The 16,707-nt window shown below is 70.2% G+C and carries 13 protein-coding genes; 9 read left to right on the forward strand and 4 right to left on the reverse strand.

The annotated features are described in order from the left end of the window. Positions 1–48 precede the first annotated feature (48 nt). Positions 49–1,365, reverse strand: a complete 1,317-nt coding sequence (gene hemL / locus H8N03_RS19730) for a glutamate-1-semialdehyde 2,1-aminomutase (RefSeq protein WP_187077931.1) — start codon at positions 1,363–1,365, stop codon at positions 49–51. After that, positions 1,349–2,281 carry a bifunctional hydroxymethylpyrimidine kinase/phosphomethylpyrimidine kinase gene (gene thiD, locus H8N03_RS19735; RefSeq protein WP_187077932.1) on the reverse strand — a complete coding sequence of 311 codons (933 nt, stop codon included), beginning with the start codon at positions 2,279–2,281 and terminating at the stop codon, positions 1,349–1,351. The genes hemL and thiD overlap by 17 nt, the downstream gene beginning before the upstream one ends. A 119-nt stretch (positions 2,282–2,400) precedes the next feature. Between thiD and H8N03_RS19740 the strand changes: the two genes are divergently transcribed. The 6 genes from H8N03_RS19740 to H8N03_RS19765 all read left to right on the forward strand — a co-directional run bounded on the left by H8N03_RS19740 (position 2,401) and on the right by H8N03_RS19765 (position 12,508). Continuing rightward, positions 2,401–2,553 (forward strand): rubredoxin, encoded by a 153-nt coding sequence (locus H8N03_RS19740; RefSeq protein ID WP_187078047.1) that lies wholly within the window; start codon positions 2,401–2,403, stop codon positions 2,551–2,553. 81 nt (positions 2,554–2,634) lie between these two features. Beyond that, positions 2,635–3,015 (forward strand): response regulator, encoded by a 381-nt coding sequence (locus tag H8N03_RS19745; RefSeq protein ID WP_187077933.1) that lies wholly within the window; start codon positions 2,635–2,637, stop codon positions 3,013–3,015. A 14-nt stretch (positions 3,016–3,029) separates the two neighbouring features. Beyond that, positions 3,030–3,395 carry a response regulator transcription factor gene (locus tag H8N03_RS19750; RefSeq protein ID WP_187077934.1) on the forward strand — a complete coding sequence of 122 codons (366 nt, stop codon included), beginning with the start codon at positions 3,030–3,032 and terminating at the stop codon, positions 3,393–3,395. A gap of 26 nt (positions 3,396–3,421) precedes the next feature. Next, on the forward strand, positions 3,422–3,952 hold the full coding sequence (locus tag H8N03_RS19755) for a chemotaxis protein CheW (protein WP_187077935.1): 531 nt from the start codon (positions 3,422–3,424) through the stop codon (positions 3,950–3,952). 19 nt (positions 3,953–3,971) lie between these two features. Further along, positions 3,972–6,239 (forward strand): methyl-accepting chemotaxis protein, encoded by a 2,268-nt coding sequence (locus H8N03_RS19760; protein ID WP_187077936.1) that lies wholly within the window; start codon positions 3,972–3,974, stop codon positions 6,237–6,239. A 98-nt stretch (positions 6,240–6,337) separates the two neighbouring features. After that, on the forward strand, positions 6,338–12,508 hold the full coding sequence (locus tag H8N03_RS19765) for a hybrid sensor histidine kinase/response regulator (RefSeq protein ID WP_187077937.1): 6,171 nt from the start codon (positions 6,338–6,340) through the stop codon (positions 12,506–12,508). A 249-nt stretch (positions 12,509–12,757) separates the two neighbouring features. Here H8N03_RS19765 and H8N03_RS19770 read toward each other — a convergent pair whose 3' ends face one another. Together H8N03_RS19770 and H8N03_RS19775 are read right to left on the reverse strand one after the other, a co-directional pair. Continuing rightward, positions 12,758–13,687 (reverse strand): DUF5996 family protein, encoded by a 930-nt coding sequence (locus H8N03_RS19770; RefSeq protein WP_187077938.1) that lies wholly within the window; start codon positions 13,685–13,687, stop codon positions 12,758–12,760. A gap of 14 nt (positions 13,688–13,701) precedes the next feature. Next, a complete protein-coding gene (locus H8N03_RS19775; RefSeq protein ID WP_187077939.1) occupies positions 13,702–15,156 on the reverse strand; it encodes a cryptochrome/photolyase family protein in 1,455 nt (484 codons plus the stop codon). A gap of 17 nt (positions 15,157–15,173) precedes the next feature. Between H8N03_RS19775 and H8N03_RS19780 the strand changes: the two genes are divergently transcribed. Genes H8N03_RS19780 through pyrR form a run of 3 tightly spaced genes read left to right on the forward strand, consistent with a single transcriptional unit; the run spans position 15,174 to position 16,704 of the window. Continuing rightward, entirely contained in the window at positions 15,174–15,773 is a 600-nt protein-coding gene (locus H8N03_RS19780) for a YqgE/AlgH family protein (protein WP_187077940.1), read from the forward strand. Beyond that, positions 15,770–16,189 carry a Holliday junction resolvase RuvX gene (gene ruvX / locus H8N03_RS19785; RefSeq protein ID WP_187077941.1) on the forward strand — a complete coding sequence of 140 codons (420 nt, stop codon included), beginning with the start codon at positions 15,770–15,772 and terminating at the stop codon, positions 16,187–16,189. The genes H8N03_RS19780 and ruvX overlap by 4 nt, the downstream gene beginning before the upstream one ends. Next, a complete protein-coding gene (gene pyrR / locus H8N03_RS19790) occupies positions 16,186–16,704 on the forward strand; it encodes a bifunctional pyr operon transcriptional regulator/uracil phosphoribosyltransferase PyrR (RefSeq protein ID WP_187077942.1) in 519 nt (172 codons plus the stop codon). The genes ruvX and pyrR overlap by 4 nt, the downstream gene beginning before the upstream one ends. Positions 16,705–16,707: the final 3 nt, after the last annotated feature.

The raw sequence follows: 16,707 nt of genomic DNA on the forward strand, positions 1-16,707 counted from the left end.
CGCTTCCGCGCAACGCTGGGGTGCGCATTCGCGCAACCCAGCCTACGGTCAAGCGCCCGGGGACAGGGTCTGGAACGCGTCGCGCGCCGCCTGCACCGTCAGGCGGATGTCCTCGTCGCCGTGCGCCGACGACACGAATCCCGCCTCGTACAACGCCGGCGCGATGTACACCCCGCGATCCAGCAGCGCGTGGAACAGCTTGCCGAACGCGGGCGCGTCGCTCTTCATCACCTGCGAGTAGTTCTGCGGCAGTTGCGGCAGCAGGAAGAAGCCGAACATGCCGCCTTCGCAGTCCGCGCTGAAGGGCACGCCGGCGTCCTTCGCGGCGGCGCTCAGGCCGTCGACCAGCGTGCGCGTCTTCCGCGCGAGCGCTTCGTAGAACCCCGGCTGCGCGATCTCCTGCAGCGTCGCCAGGCCGCAGGCCGTCGCCACCGGGTTCCCCGAGAGCGTGCCCGCCTGGTACACCGGCCCCAGCGGCGCCAGCTTCTCCATGAGCGCGCGCGGGCCGCCGAAGGCCGCCAGCGGCATGCCGCCGCCGATCACCTTGCCCAGCACCGTCATGTCGGGCACGAAGCCGGGGATCTGCTGCGCGTACACGCCTTGCGCGCCGCGCAGGCCCACGCGGAAGCCCGTCATCACCTCGTCGAACACCAGCAGCGCGCCGTGCTGCGTGCACAGCTCGCGGGCGCGCTTCATGAACGGCACGCTCGCGCGCACGAAGTTCATGTTGCCGGCGATGGCTTCGATGATCACGCAGGCGAGGTCGCCGCCGTGCGTGGCGAAAGCCTCTTCCAGCTGCGCGATGTTGTTGTATTCGAGGACCAGCGTGTGCTGCACCACTTCGGCGGGCACGCCCGCGGAGGTCGGATGGCCGAAGGTGGCCAGGCCCGAGCCGGCTTTCACGAGCAGGGAGTCCGCATGCCCGTGGTAGCAGCCTTCGAACTTGACGATGCGGTTGCGGCCGGTCGCGCCGCGCGCGAGGCGGATGGCGCTCATGGCCGCTTCGGTGCCGGAGCTCACGAGCCGCAGCATCTCCACGGAGGGCAGGTGCTTCGCCACTTCCTCGGCGAGCTCGATCTCGCGCTCGGTCGGCGCGCCGAAGGAGAAGCCTTCCTGCACGGCGCGCTGCACGGCCTCGAGCACGCGCGGGTGGCCGTGGCCCAGGATCATGGGACCCCAGGAGCCGATGTAGTCGATGTACTTGGTGCCGTTCGCGTCCCAGAAGTACGCGCCTTCGGCGCGCTGGACGAAGCGGGGCGTGCCGCCGACGGCGCGGAAGGCGCGCACCGGCGAGTTCACCCCGCCGGGGATCAGCGCGCGGGCGCGCTCGAACAGTTCGGAATTGCGGTCAGTGCTTTGTGTCATGCGCGGGGAGGTCGAAGACTTGGGTGGCATCGCTGGCCTCCTCGTCGTCGTCGGCTTCCCCGGCTTCGGGCTGGGCCCAGAACAGGCGGTCGGGCACCACGTTGCCCATGCCCGGGCGGAAGCCGCCGTCGAGGCAGCGGTCCAGGTAGGAGAGGGCTTCCACGGCGGCGGCGGCGAGGTCGGCGCCACCGGCGACGAGGGCCGCCAGGGCGGCCGACAGCGTGTCGCCGGCACCGGAGAACACGGCGTCGAAGCGCTCGAACTTCTCGCTGGCGAGCACCGCCTGGGGGGTCGCGAGCACGTTCTCGACGAACTGGTCCGGCAGCGGCACGCCGGTGACCAGGGTGTAGGGCACGCCCATGTCCGCGGCGGCCTTGGCGAGGTCGCGGGCGGACGGGGAACGCTCGTTGTTCCACTCCGGCAACAGCCATCGCCACAGCGTGCTGTGGTTTCCTACCAACACGGTCGTCTGCGGCAACATGAGCTCGCGGAAGGCGTCTTCGTAGAGGTCCGTGGGGCTTTCGTCCCACCAGGAAAGCGCCGGCATGTACGAGATGACGGGCACGTCCGGATAGTCCGCGGCGATCTCCGCGATGGTGCTGAGGACCTCGGGACTGCCCACGAAACCGACCTTGATCACCTGCACCGGCACGTCCTCGAGGATGGTGCGCGCCTGCTCTGCGACGGCGTCTTCGTCGAAGGCAAAATGGTCGAAGACTTCACCCGTGTCGCGCACGTACGCGCCGGTCACGACGGGCAGCGGATGCGCACCGACCGAAGCGATCGCGGTGACGTCGGCGGCGAGTCCGCCCGCACCGCTCGGATCGCTCGCGTTGAACACCATCACGCACGCCGGTCCCTGGTCCTCGCTCCCGGGTTCGGAGGGCTTGGTCTGGATAGGTGTGGAATTCGTCATGGGCCCGTGATCTTCCCTGCGGCGCCTCCCGTACAGGGTAGGCAAAGGGCCTAGATACAATCGTTGCATTCTAGACGAAGGCCCTTTAAGCTGTGACCGAGACGACGACCAAGACCTGGATGTGTCTGATTTGCGGGTGGATCTATGACGAGGCCACCGGTGCACCAGACCACGGCATCGCCCCCGGAACCCCGTGGGAGCAGGTACCGATGAACTGGACCTGCCCCGAATGCGGGGCTCGCAAGGAAGACTTCGAGATGGTCCAGATCTAAGACAAGAAGCAAGAACCCGCGGCGTTGGGACACTAAGAGGGATGCCGCATCGAGCAGTAACAAGATGAGGAGAGGCGTCAAGTGAGCACCACTGGATTGAAGGTGTTGGTGATCGATGACAGCAACACCATCCGGCGCAGTGCGGAGATCTTCCTGAAGCAGGGCGGCCACGAGGTGATGCTGGCCGAGGACGGATTCGACGCCCTGTCCAAGGTCAACGACTACGAGCCCCACCTGATCTTCTGCGACATCCTGATGCCGCGGCTGGATGGTTACCAGACCTGCGCCATCATCAAGCGCAACGCCAAGTTTTCCGGTGTCCCCGTCGTGATGCTGTCCTCCAAGGACGGCGTGTTCGACAAGGCGCGCGGCCGCATGGTCGGCTCGCAGGACTACCTGACCAAACCGTTTACGAAAGACCAGCTGCTGCAGACGGTGCAGCAGTTCGGCACCGCGAAATAAGAAGGAGAGTGGCGATGGCCATCCGCAAAGTCCTCGTTGTGGACGATTCCAAGACCGAACTGATGTTCATGACCGACCTGCTCCAGAAGAACGGGTTCTCGGTCAAGACCGCCGAAAGCGCGGAAGACGCGTTCCGCCGCCTCGGCGAGGAGAAGCCCGACCTGATCCTGATGGACGTGGTCATGCCCGGCCAGAACGGCTTCCAGCTCACGCGCGCCATCACGCGCGACCCGCAGTTCGCGGACGTGCCGATCATCATGTGCACGAGCAAGAACCAGGAAACCGACCGCGTGTGGGGCATGCGCCAGGGCGCGCGCGACTACATCACCAAACCGGTGGACGCCGCCGAGCTCATGGCCAAGATCAAGGCCCTGGGCTGAGCGGCGCGAGCGAGCAGTAGGTTCCCATGGCCAACCGCGAAGCCCTCCGCGAACTGCAGAGCCGGCTGGCCAGCCGGCTCCAGGCTGCCCGCACCGAGGGCGTGCAGGCAGGCTGGCTCGCCGTCGAGGCAGCCGGCGGCAAGTTCCTGTTCCCCCTCGCGCAATCCGGCGAGATCTTCCCGTACACGCAGACCCAGCAGGTCCCGTACACCCAGGGCTGGTTCCTGGGCGTCGCCAACCTGCGCGGCGGCCTCTTCGGCGTCGTCGACCTGGCCAGCTTCGTGACGGGGCAGGCTCCCGTGCAGCGTTCCGACGCCGGCCGCGCCGAGTCGCGCCTGGTGGCGCTCAACGCGCTGCTGGAAGTGAACTGCGCCCTGCTGATCGACCGCCTCGCCGGCCTGCGCAACACCGACGCCTTCGTCTCGTCCAACGACGCCCCCGAGGGCTCGCCCGATTACTTCGGCAGCGGCTACACCGATGCCAGCGGCGCGTACTGGCAGGAAATCAACCTGCAGGCGCTGTCGCAACAACCGCAATTCCTGAGCATCAGCGCTTAGACCTCCCCGAAGGCACACCATGTCCGCCACTTTCTCCTTGAAGAACCTGTTCGGCAAGAAGCCCTCCGACGATGAGGTCGATCCGTCCGTCACGCAGGAACTGAGCCTCGGCGGGACGCACGGTCCCGCATCGACGACCGCCAGCATCGAAGCCGGCAGCACCCAGAACGACACCACCATCGGCGACGACTCGATCGTCGAGGAAGTCGACGAGGCGGAACTGATCAGCGTCCCGCTGCTGGGACGCAAGACCGCCGCCACCCACCAGCGCATCCTGTTCACGCTGCTGTCCGTCGCGCTCGTCGCGCTGGGCGGCGTGGCCTTCTACGCGGTGAACCAGGCGGACCGCATCGCGCAGCAGGTGGCCGGTACCGGTAACTCGCTGATGCAGTCGCAGCGTCTCGCGAAGTCCGTGTCGCAGGCCCTGATCGGCTCGCCGCAGGCCTTCCCCGACGTGAAGGAGTCCTCGCAGGTGCTGGCGCAGACCGTGCGCGGCCTGAAGGACGGCGACGCGAACCTGCGCCTGTCGCAGGTCGCGCCGGAACTGCAGGCCGAACTGAACGACAAGATCCTGCCGCCCGTGACGCGCGCCGAGAAGCATGCGGCGACCGTGCTGGGCCAGCAGAAGATCCTGACGCAGGTGGGCACCGCGCTGCGCACGATCAACCGCCAGTCTTCCGACCTGCTGGAAATCGCGGAGACCGTGTCATCGCTGAAGCTGCAGCAGAACGCGAACCCGGCCGAGATCTCCGCCGCCGGCCAGCTGGTGATGCTGACGCAGCGGATCGGCAAGTCCGCGAACGAATTCCTGACCATGGAAGGCGTATCGCCGGAAGCCGTGTTCCTGCTGGGCAAGGACCTGAACTCCTTCAAGGAAATCGCGCAGGGCCTGCTGGATGGCAGCCCCGAGCTGCGCCTGGCCGGCACCAAGGACGAACAGACGCGCGAGCGCCTGCAGGCGCTGCTGCAGCTGTACGAGCAGACCCGCACGCAGGCCGGCGCCATCCTGGGCAACCTGCAGGGCCTGGTGTCCGCGCGGGAAGCGCAGGCGTCGATCATTGCGGACTCCGAACCGCTGCGGAAGGCACTGGAAGAACTGCAGGGCAAGCTGTCCACGCAGACCGGCCTGGGCTTCTGGGAATTCATCTCGCTGGTGGGCGCCGGTGCCTTCGCCGTGCTGTGCGCCTTCGGCCTCGCCTACGTGCAGCTGCAGGACTCGCGCACCCGCCAGGAACGCGCCGAAGCGCAGCGCCACGAAGCCGAGCGCCAGGAGCAGGAAGCCAAGCGCGTGAACGACGCCAACCAGGCGGCCATTCTGCGGCTGATGAACGAACTGCAGTCGGTCGCCGAAGGCGACCTCACGCAGGAAGCGACCGTGACCGAGGACATCACCGGCGCCATCGCCGACTCGGTGAACTACACGGTGGAAGAACTGCGCCAGCTGGTGGGCAACGTGCAGAACACGGCCACGAAGGTGGCGCAGACGACGGCGCAGGTGGAATCCACGTCCACCGAGCTGCTGGCGGCTTCGACCGAGCAGCTGCGCGAGATCCGCGAAACCGGCCAGTCGGTGCTGGACATGGCGGGTCGCATCAACACCGTTGCCGGACAAGCGCAGGAATCCGCACAGGTTGCGCGCCAGTCGCTGAAGGCTGCGGAATCCGGCCTGCAGGCGGTGCAGAACGCGATCGGCGGCATGAACGCCATCCGCGACCAGATCCAGGAAACCTCCAAGCGGATCAAGCGGCTGGGCGAATCGTCCCAGGAGATCGGCGAAATCACCGAGCTGATTTCCGACATTACCGAACAGACGAACGTGCTGGCCCTGAACGCCGCCATCCAGGCCGCGTCCGCGGGTGAAGCCGGCCGCGGCTTCTCGGTGGTGGCGGAAGAAGTGCAGCGACTGGCCGAACGCTCCGCGGACGCGACGCGCCAGATCTCGGCGCTGGTGAAGGCCATTCAGACCGACACGCAGGACGCCGTGGCCGCCATGGAGCGCTCGACGCAGGGCGTGGTGGAAGGGGCCAAGCTGTCCGACAACGCAGGTACCGCGCTGACGGAGATCGACCAGGTGTCGCGCCGCCTCGCCGAGCTGATCGAACAGATCTCGCAGTCCGCATCCCGCGAAGCCGAATCGGCGAACGTGGTGGCCGGCAACATCCAGCACATCTTCGCGGTGACGGAGCAGACGGGTGAAGGTACCCGTTCGACGGCGCAGCAGGTGCGCGAACTGACCCGGATGGCGGAGGAACTGCGCCAGTCGGTGTCGCGGTTCAAGATCGCCTGAGTTGCGAGGGACTAGGAGCTAGGGGCTAGGGGCTAGGGAAGACAGCCGAAGCCCCGCCCTCCCTAGACCCCAGCCCCTAGACCCTAGTCCCTAGACACATGCAAGCAGCAGCCCAAGACATCGATCTGGCGAACAACGACCTGGGCCCCTTGGCCTGGGTGCTCGATGAACTGCGCAAGTCCCTCGAGTCCGCCTCGTCCGCGCTGCGCCGCTTCGTGCGCGAAACCGCGCAGGCGCGCGGCGAGGACATGGCCAGCGTCGACAGCGGCCACCTGCGCATCGCGCGCCAGCACATGCACCAGGCGGTGGGTGCGCTGGAGATGGTGGGCCTCGGCGCCCCCGCGCACATCCTGCGCGCGATGGAAGCGGCGGTGCAGAAGTTCATCGAGCGCCCCGAGCTGTGCACCGAAGCGGCTGCCGCCAAGGTGGAGCGCGCCGGCTTCGCGCTGACGGAATACCTCGAGGCGCTCCTGGGCGGCAAGAACGTGTCCGCCCTGTCGCTGTTCATCCAGTACAAGGACGTGCAGGACGTCTCGGGCGCGCAGGCGCACCCGACGGACCTGTGGGCCATCGACTGGCGCTGGAACGACGTCGCCGCGCCGGCCGCGCCCGCGCTGGCCTACGACCCCGCGACCCGCGGCCGCATGGACCAGGCGGTGCTCAAGATCGTGAAGGCCGCCGACCCGGCCGCCGGCAAGGACCTCGCCGAGGTGAGCCTCGGCCTGGCCGCCGCGCAGGACGCGAAGCAGCCCAGGACCTTCTGGAAGGTGGCCGCCGGCTACTTCGAGGCGATCGCGCTGGGCCTGCTGCCCGCCGACGTCTACGTCAAGCGCGCCGCCTCGCGCGTGCTGCTGCAGTACGCATCGCTCGCCAAGGGGGACCAGAGCGTCTCCGACCGCCTCGCGCAGGACCTCGTGTTCTTCTGCGCGCAGGCCGTGCCGCCCGCGGGCGCCGCGGCGCCGGCCCTGCTGGCCGTGCGCCAGGCCTACGGCCTCGACAAGGCCGCGCCGGTGGACTACGCCAGCAGCCCCTTCGGCCGCTTCGACCCGGTGCTGCTGACGCAGCTGCGCAAGCGCATCGCGAACTCCAAGGAGTCGTGGTCGGCGCTGTCCGGCGGCGAGGCGCACAAGGTCAAGGGCGTGGGCGAGCAGTTCCACTCGCTGTGCGACACGCTGATCAAGCTGTACCCGGCGGCGCAGCCGCTGGCGACGGTGCTGTCCGGCGCCGTCGACGCGGTGGTCAAGAGCGGCAAGGCGCCCGCGCCCGAACTCGCGATGGAAGTCGCGACCGCGGTGCTGTACCTCGAGGCTGCCTTCCAGGACATCGACCCCAACGACCAGAAGCTCGCCGAACGCACGGCGCGCCTCGCCGAGCGACTGAAGAAGGTCGCGCAGGGCGGGGCGCAGGAGCCGCTGGAGCCCTGGGTCGAGGACCTGTACCGGCGCGTGAGCGACAAGCAGACCATGGGCAGCGTGGTGGGCGAGCTGCGCGGCACCATGGGCGAGCTGGAAAAGCTGCTGGACCAGTTCTTCCGCAACCCGGCCGACAAGGGCCCGCTGCGCGACGCGCCGAGCTTCCTCGCGCAGATGCGCGGCGTGCTGTCGGTGCTGGGCCTGGACCAGGCCGCCCAGGCCGTCACGCGCATGCGCGACGGCGTGGAGAACATCCTCACCACGGAGATCGACGAAGAGCAGGCGCGCGCCGCCGGCACCTTCGACAAGCTGGGCAACAACCTCGGTGCGCTCGGCTTCCTGATCGACATGCTGAACTACCAGCCCTCGCTGGCCAGGAAGCTGTTCGTCTGGGACGACGCTTCCGGCGAGCTGCGGGCCGTGATGGGCCGCTCCGAGGCGCCCGCGGCGCGTGCCGTGCCTGCGGCGGCGCCTGCTGCCGCCCCGGCCGCCGCACCCGCTGCCCCTGCCGTCGCGAAGCCCGCGCCGGCCCCGGAGCTGCCGGCGCTGGAACTGCCTTCGCTGGAGCTCACGCCGCCCGCGGCGGGCAAGCCCGTCGAGAGCAAGCCCGCGGCTCCCGCGCCGGTGAAGGCCGCGCCCGCCCCGGTGGCGGCGGCGCCCACCACGGGCGATGACGACGGCGACGAGGAACTGCGCGAGATCTTCCTGGAGGAAGCGCGCGAAGTCGTCACCAACGGCCTGAATGCGCTGCAGGTGCTCGCCGAGGAGCCGAAGAACGTCGGCGAGCTCACCACGCTGCGCCGCGCCTTCCACACGCTCAAGGGCAGCTCGCGCATGGTCGGGCTCAACGAGTTCGGCGAGGCCGCGTGGGCGATGGAGCAGGTGCTCAACACCTGGCTCGCCGACCAGAAGCCGGCCAACGACGACCTGCGCACGCTGTCCACCTCCGCGCTGCAAGGCTTCAGCCGCTGGATCTCCGACATCGCCGCCGGCCAGGACCTCGCCTGGAAGGCCGGCACCTTCCGCGGCCCCGCGGACGCCCTGCGCACCGAGTCGCGCCTGGTCGCGATCGAGCTGCCCGGCGCCGCTGCGCCGGCACCCGAGGCCGTGGAAGTCATCGAAGCGGCGCCCGTCGCCGAGGTGCCCGCGACGGACGAGGCGATCCTCTCCACGCTCAAGGCCCTGGACTCCGGGGCGCCCGCGATCGTCGAGACACCCGCAGCCCCCGCGATGGAGCTCGCCGACCTGGGCTTCACGCTCGAACTGGACGACACGCCCGCTGCGCCGGTGGCCCCCGCGCCCGCCGAACCCGCCGCGGACCTGGCTTTCAGCCTCGAACTCGACGACGCGCCGGCCGAAGTCGCGCCGGAGGTGTCGAGCACCGAGGTCGCGGAACTGAGCGCCGACGAACTGCCGCCGGAGTTCGCGCAGTTCGGCACCACCGCGATCCTGCCCAAGGGCGAAGCGCCTGCCGCTCCGGCCGCGCCCGCCGAGCCGGTGGCGCCCGCGGACGAACTGCCGGAGCTGGTCTCCACGGCCATCCTGCCGCGCATGGACCTCGACGCCCCGGCGGCGGCCGCGCTGCCCGAGGTCCCCGAGGAGATCGCCGGCATCGACTTCTCGAGCCTGTCCGCCGTCGCGGGCCCGGCGCCGGCTGCGATGCCGTCGGCCGAAGTGCCGATGTCGCCGCTGGACGACTTCAGCTTCGACTTCGGCACCACGGAGACGAAGGCCGCTCCCGCTCCCGCACCCGCGGTGGAGGCGAAGGCGCAACCGCAGCCCGAGCCCGAGCCCGTCGAAGCGCCTGCCGCGCGCGACGAGCAGGTGAAGGTGATCGGCACGCTGCGCATCGGCATCCCGCTCTACAACGTCTACCTCAACGAGGCGGACGAGTGGTCCCGTCGCCTCGCCACCGAGATCAGCGAGTGGACGCTGCAGATGGACGAGCGCGTGCCCGATTCCACCGTGGGCTGGGCGCACGCGCTGGCCGGCAGCTCCGCCACCGTGGGCTTCCAGGCGCTGTCCGACATCGCCCGCGCCCTCGAAGGCGCGCTGCAGCACACGCAGACCCTCGCCCAGGGCACGCCGCAACACGCCCGCAGCTTCACCGAAGCTGCCGAGGAAGTGCGCCGCCTGCTGCACCAGTTCGCCGCCGGCTTCCTGAAGGACCCCGAGCCGCGCCTGCTGCAGGAACTGCACGAGCTCAAGGTCGCCGAGGGCCAGCCCCGCTCCGAGTTCCTGAGCGAGCTGCCGCAGCCCGACGCGGAAGACCTGGACCTGCTCTCGGCCCCGTCCGCGCCCAAGGCGCCTATGGCACCCGCCCGGCCCATCGCCCACGGCCCCATCGCGCAGCCCGCCGGCCTGTCGGCGCCCGCGCAGCGCGCGCCGCTGGTGTCCGTGGACACCGAGGAAGAACTCGACGTCGTCGACGCGATCGACCCCGACCTGTTCCCGATCTTCGAGGAAGAGGGCGCCGAGCTGATGCCGCAGCTGGGAAGCGCCCTGCGCATGTGGTCGCACCATCCGGGCCAGCGCGAGCCGCGCGACCAGGTGCTGCGCGCGCTGCACACGCTCAAGGGCAGCGCCCGCCTCGCCGGCGCGCTGCAGCTGGGCGAGCTGGCCCACCGCATGGAATCCGAGGTGGAATACCTCGGCCACGACAACATTGCCGCCGCGGACATCGAGGCGCTGCTGCAGCGCTTCGACACGATGCAGGCGCGCTTCGACACGCTGCGCGCCACCGGCGGCTTCGCCCCGGCGGATGCGCCTGCCGCGCACGCTCCGGCGCCCGTCGCTGCGGCACCGGCCCCGGTGCAGCAGGCCAAGCCGGCCGAAGCGCCGCGCGTGCAGGCCGCGCCTGCGCCGGTGCCCCAGGCCGCCGCGCCCACCGTGCACGTGCCGGCGCCCGCTCCGGCGTCGCCCGCGCCGACGCGCACCGCGATCGCCATGCCCGCCGCCACGGCGCTGACGCCCTCGCGCCAGGCCGCCAACCAGGCGGTGCGCGTGCGCTCGCAGCTGCTGGACCGCCTGGTCACGCAGGCCGGCGAGGTGATGATCACCCGCTCGCGCCTCGAGTCCGAGCTGAAGCAGCTGCGCGGCTCGCTCGGCGACCTCACCGGCAACCTGGACCGCCTGCGCACGCAGCTGCGCGAGATCGAGGTGCAGGCCGAGTCGCAGATGCAGTCGCGCATGGCGCAGGCCAAGGACACGGCCGCCGGCTTCGACCCGCTGGAGTTCGACCGCTTCACCCGCGTGCAGGAACTGACGCGCCTGATGGCCGAGTCGGTGAACGACGTGGCCACGGTGCAGCGGAACATCCACCGCGTGGTGGAAGCGACCGAAGACGACCTGATCGCGCAGGCCCGCCAGACCCGCGAACTGCAGCGCGACCTGCTGCGCACCCGCATGGTGGAGTTCGAAGGCATCTCCGACCGCCTGTACCGCGTGGTGCGCCTGGCCGCCAAGGAAAGCGGCAAGCAGGTGAAGCTGGACATCCTGGGCGGCTCCATCGAGATGGACCGCGGCGTGCTGGACCGCATGACCGCCGCCTTCGAGCACCTGCTGCGCAACTGCGTGGCGCACGGCATCGAGGCGCCGGAAGCGCGCGCCGCCGCCGGCAAGGACGCCAGCGGCAACATCGTCATCCACGTGCGCCAGGAAGGCAACGACGTCTCGGTGGAATTCCAGGACGACGGCGCCGGCCTGAACATCCCGCGCATCCGGCAGAAGGCGATCGAGAACGGGCTGATCACGCCCGACCAGCAGATCTCCGACCAGGACGCGGCGAACCTGATCTTCCTGCCCGGTTTCTCGACCGCGCAGCAGGTGACGGAACTCGCCGGCCGAGGCATCGGCATGGACGTGGTGCGCGCCGAAGTCAACGCGCTCGGCGGCCGCATCGAGACCGCGACGCAGGTGGGCCGCGGCACGAGCTTCAAGCTGGTGCTGCCCCTGACCACCGCGGTGACGCAGGTCGTGATGGTGCGCTCGGGCAAGTTCTCGATCGGCGTGCCGGCCAACCTGGTGGAACTGGTGCGCCGCGCCAGCCAGAAGGAAGTGCAGGCCGCCTACAACACGGGCAGCTTCGAGTTCGGCGGCGAGTGGCTGCCCTTCTTCTGGTCGGGCGCGCTGCTGCAGTCTTCGCGCCGCAGCGCCGAGCCGCAGGGCAAGACGCTGCCGGTGGTGGTGTTCCGCTCCGCGGCGCAGCGCGTCGCGGTGCACGTCGACGAAGTGCTGGGCAACCAGGAAGTGGTGGTGAAGAACCTCGGGCCCCAGATGTCGCGCCTGCCGGGTCTCGCCGGCATGACCGTGCTCGCCTCCGGCGCCGTGGTGCTGATCTACAACCCCGTGGCCCTGGCGCAGGTGTACGGCGAGCAGGCCCGCGCGCTGAGCGCGGACCAGGCGAGCCCCGAGGTGCTGGGCGAAGGCGCGGTGCGCGTCGTCACGCCGAGCACGCCCATCGCGCCGGCCGCGCCCGCGGTGCCGCTGGTGCTGGTGGTGGACGACTCGATCACGGTGCGCCGCGTGACGCAGCGCCTGCTGACGCGCGAAGGCTACCGCGTGGCGCTCGCCGCCGACGGCCTGCAGGCGCTGGAGAAGCTGGCCGAGGAACTGCCCTCGGTGGTGCTCTCGGACATCGAGATGCCGCGCATGGACGGCTTCGACCTCGCCCGCAACATCCGCGGCGATGCGCGCCTCGCGCACCTGCCGATCGTGATGATCACCTCGCGGATCGCGGAGAAGCACCGCGAGCACGCGAAGGAACTGGGCGTGAACCACTACCTCGGCAAGCCGTACTCGGAAGAGGAGCTGCTGAGCCTGGTGAAGCATTACTGCGCGCAGGCAGTGGCGGCCTGATCGAGGCCCATCCGGAAAAGGCGCCTGCGGGCGCCTTTTTCGTTTCGGTGGGGTTCACTGCGTTCACCTGCCGGCGCTGGCGCGCCGCCACCCTACATTGAAACGCTGGGGTTCGCTGCGCTCACCGCCAGCCTACAAGGGAGGGCTGTGTCTCGTAGGCTGGCGGTGAACGAAGTGAACCCCAGCGCCGTAGGGTGGCGCGGCGACAGCCGCGGCAGGTGAGCGCCAGCGAACCCCACCGATGACCGCTCAAGGCAACACCACCTCCACCGCCGCCCGATCCCACCTTCCCTTCACCGCCGCCGCCTCGTACGTAGACTGCAAGAACGCCAGCAGCACCGCAACCGCATCCCCCGCCTTCCTCACCACCTCGTACGGCAGGATGAACTCCCGCAACGCCTTGCTGTAATACGCCCCCTCCGGCTGCACCGGCCACTGCGCGAACCCCTCCGGCTCCGGGTACGCATAGCTGTAGAACGCGGGCTCGCCCAGGCCCGCGCCGGCCCAGAAGCCGCAGCTGCTCACCTCGTGCGAGTACGCCTCGCGCATCACCCAGTCGGCGAGGTGCGGGGCGCCGCCGGGATGCGGCGGTGCCGTGCGGCCCGAGAAGCGCGTGACCGCCAGGTCGGCCGCGCCCCAGAAGAAATGCACCGGGCTGCACTTGCCCGCGTAGCGCGCGCGGAAGATGCGCAGCACGCGGTGCGCCTGCAGCAGCACGCGCCACCAGCGCTGCGCCGCGTCGGCGTCGTAGGGCCGGACGGCCTCGTCGTGCTGGAAGGGCAGCGCATCGGCGATCTCGCTGGGTTGCGTGCGGATCGCGCAGGGGATGCCCAAGCCGTGCAGCGCCTGGCGCACGGCTTCGTAGAACTGCGCAACCGACTGCGGGCGCAAGGGCACGCGCGCGCGGCCGCCAGCGCTGTCCTCCAGCACCAGCGCGTGGTCCAGGAAGTCGAACGTCGCCTGCCAAGTCCGTCCTTCGCAGGGCACCAGCGCCGTCGCGAGGCCGCGCGCGGTGGGCTGGAAGGCCACGTGCCAGGAGTGGTTGGTCCACGGCGTGCCGGCGAGTTGCAGCTTGCCCAGGACCTGGGTCCAGAGGTGGATCGCCTCGTGCGTCGCTTGCCAGGCAGGCCAGGGCAGCGGCGGCCAGGCGGAGGCGGGGACGGCGGGAGAAGAAGGCATGCTCGGCTCCTCGTTCAGGACTTGACCACGGCATAGCGGCGCAGCGTGTCCGCGCGTGCCTGCGCATGATCCACGATCGGCAGCGGGTAGTCGCGGCCCAGCGCGAGGCCGGCGGCCGCGAGGTCGGCCGGCTTGGCCTTCCACGGCGCGTGCACGAACTTCGCCGGCAGCCCCGCCAGCTGCGGCAGGTAGCGCAGCACGAACCTGCCTTCCGGATCGAAGCGCTCGCCCTGGCTCACGGGATGGAAGATGCGGAAGTACGGCTGCGCGTCGCACCCCGACGAGCTCGCCCACTGCCAGCCGCCGTTGTTCGAGGCGAGCTCGTAGTCGTTGAGTTGCCCGGCGAAGTAGCGCTCCCCGCGGCGCCAGTCGATGCCGAGGTCCTTGCACAGGAAGCTCGCGCTCACCATGCGCAGGCGGTTGTGCATGTAGCCCGTGGTGTTGAGCTGCGCCATCGCGGCGTCGACGAGCGGATAGCCCGTGCGTCCCTCGCACCAGGCCGCGAAACGCTCCTCCGCCACCGGCCCGCTTTCCCAGGCGATGCGGTCGTACTCCGGGCGGAAGCTCTCGCCGCGGCCCACCTGCGGGAAATTCGCGAGCACCTGGAAGTAGAACTCGCGCCAGACGAGCTCCTTCAGCCAGGTGGCGGCACCGGGGCCGTCGTGCGTGCGGGCGGCGCGCACGAGCTCGCGGATGGACACCGTGCCAAAGCGCAGGTGCACGCCGAGGTAGCTGGGGCCTTTCACGCCCGGCAGCTCGCGCTGCGTGTCGTAGCGGTCCATGCGCTGCTGGAAGTCGTCCAGCAGCTGCGCCGCGCCGGCGCTGCCCGGCGGCAAGGGGAGCTCGGCCAGGTTGGTGGGAGCGAAGCCGAGCGCGGCGAGGCTCGGAACGTCCGCATCCAGCCCGGCCGGGCGCTTCGCGAGCCGCGCGGCCCAGGGGCCCACCGGATGCGCCCGCAGGTCCGCTTCGTCCAGCTTGGCGAACCAGGCCCGGCTGTAAGGCGTGAACACCGAGTAGGGCTTGCCCGCCTGCGTCAGCACCTCCCCGCGCTCGAAGACCACGCTGTCCTTGAAGGTATGCAGCGCGATGCCGGTGTCGGCCAGGCGCTGGCGCACGAGCCCGTCGCGCGCCAGCGCTTCCGGTTCGTCGTCGTGGTTCGCGAACACCGCCTCCACGCCCAGGCGGCGGGCGAGGTCCGGCAGCGCCTCGGCGGCGTCCGCGTGCAGCGTCACGAGTCCGGTGCCGCGCCCGCCCAGCGCCCGCAGGTCGGCGTCCAGGGCGGCGACCGATTCCCGGATGAATTCCACCCGCCGGTCCTGCCGGGGCAGGCCGTCCAGGATCGCCCGGTCGAAGACGAAAGCGCAGTGCACCGACCCGGCCGATTGCAGGGCCCGGGAGAGGGCGGCGTTGTCCCGGGCGCGCAGGTCGCGCCTGAACCACATCAGGGCCGAGGCATAGGTCGGGTGCATCCAATAAAATCTACCCCATGGCGAGCGAAGGCACCCCCATGAACCTGACGCATCATTTCCTGATCGCGATGCCGGGGCTGCAGGACGCGTCGTTCTCGCGTTCCGTCGTCTACCTGTGCGAACACAGCCCGCGCGGCGCGCTGGGCCTCGTGATCAACAAGCCCACGGACATCAACCTGCGCAACCTCTTCGAGAAGGTGGACCTGCCCCTGGGCCGCGACGACATCGCGGCCACGCCCGTGCTGCAGGGCGGCCCGGTGCAGACCGAGCGCGGCTTCGTGCTGCACGAGGCCGTGCACGCCGAGGGCGCGGACGCCGGCGAGTCGGTCTATGCCTCGACGATGACCATCCCCGGCGGCCTGGAGATGACCACGTCCAAGGACGTCCTCGAGGCGATTTCCACCGGCGCCGGCCCGCGCAAGCTGCTGGTCACGCTCGGCTACTCCGCCTGGGGCGAGGGCCAGCTCGAGTCCGAGCTGGCGGAGAACAGCTGGCTCACCGTGGACGCGGATCTCTCGGTGATCTTCGACACGCCCATCGAGGAGCGCTACGAGAAGGCGCTGTCGCTGCTGGGCCTGCAGTCCTGGATGCTTTCGCCGGGGGCCGGGCACGCATGACCGCGCCGGCCGACGACGACGTCCCTCCGCACTTCCAGACCTTTCTTGCCTTCGATTTCGGCGCGAAACGCACCGGTGTCGCCGTGGGCAACCGCATGCTGCGCACGGCGACGCCGCAGGCGACCATCCGCGCCGAGGCCAACGACGCGCGGCTGGCGCAGGCCGAGGCGCGGGTGAAGGAGTGGCAGCCCGACGCGCTGGTGGTCGGGGTGCCGTTCCATCCCGACGGCGCGAGCCACGACAATACGGCCCGCGCGCGCAAGTTCGCGCGCCAGCTGCGCGCGCGCTGCGGCAAGCCGGTGTACGAGGTGGACGAGCGCTACAGCACCACCGAAGCGCTGGCGGGCGGCGCGACCGATGCCGACGCCGGCGCCGCCTGCATCATCCTGGAACAGTTCCTGAGGAGCTTGACGTGACCACCGCCTCCACCAACGGCGCCCTGACCCTCGACGCCGAGGCCCTCTACCGCGAGCTGCTGCGCGGCGTGCAGCAGCTGCGCCGCCCCGATACGCAGCTCGTGGGCGTCACCTCCGGTGGCGCGTGGCTCGCCGAGCGCCTGCAGAAGGACCTGGGCCTGCCCGGCTCGCACGGCGTGATCTCGTCGGCCATGCATCGCGACGACTACGCGCAGCGCGGGCTGGCCGCGACGGCGCAGACGAAGCTGGACTTCGACGTGAACGGCGCCCACATCCTGCTGCTGGACGACGTGCTCTACACCGGCCGCACCATCCGCGCCGTGCTCAACGAACTGTTCGACTTCGGGCGTCCCGCCTCGGTCGCCCTCGCGGTGCTGGTGGACCGCGGCGGCCGCGAGCTGCCCGTGCAGGCGGACTACGCCGCCGCGCGCGTGAGCCTGCCGGCCGACCGCTCGCTCGCCCTCGCGCGCGACCCCGCCGGCCTCTTCACCTTCCAGGTGGAAAAAGCCAGCTGAAAG

The organism is Ramlibacter cellulosilyticus, from assembly GCF_014297465.1.
Taxonomy (GTDB): Bacteria; Pseudomonadota; Gammaproteobacteria; order Burkholderiales; family Burkholderiaceae_C; genus Ramlibacter; species Ramlibacter cellulosilyticus.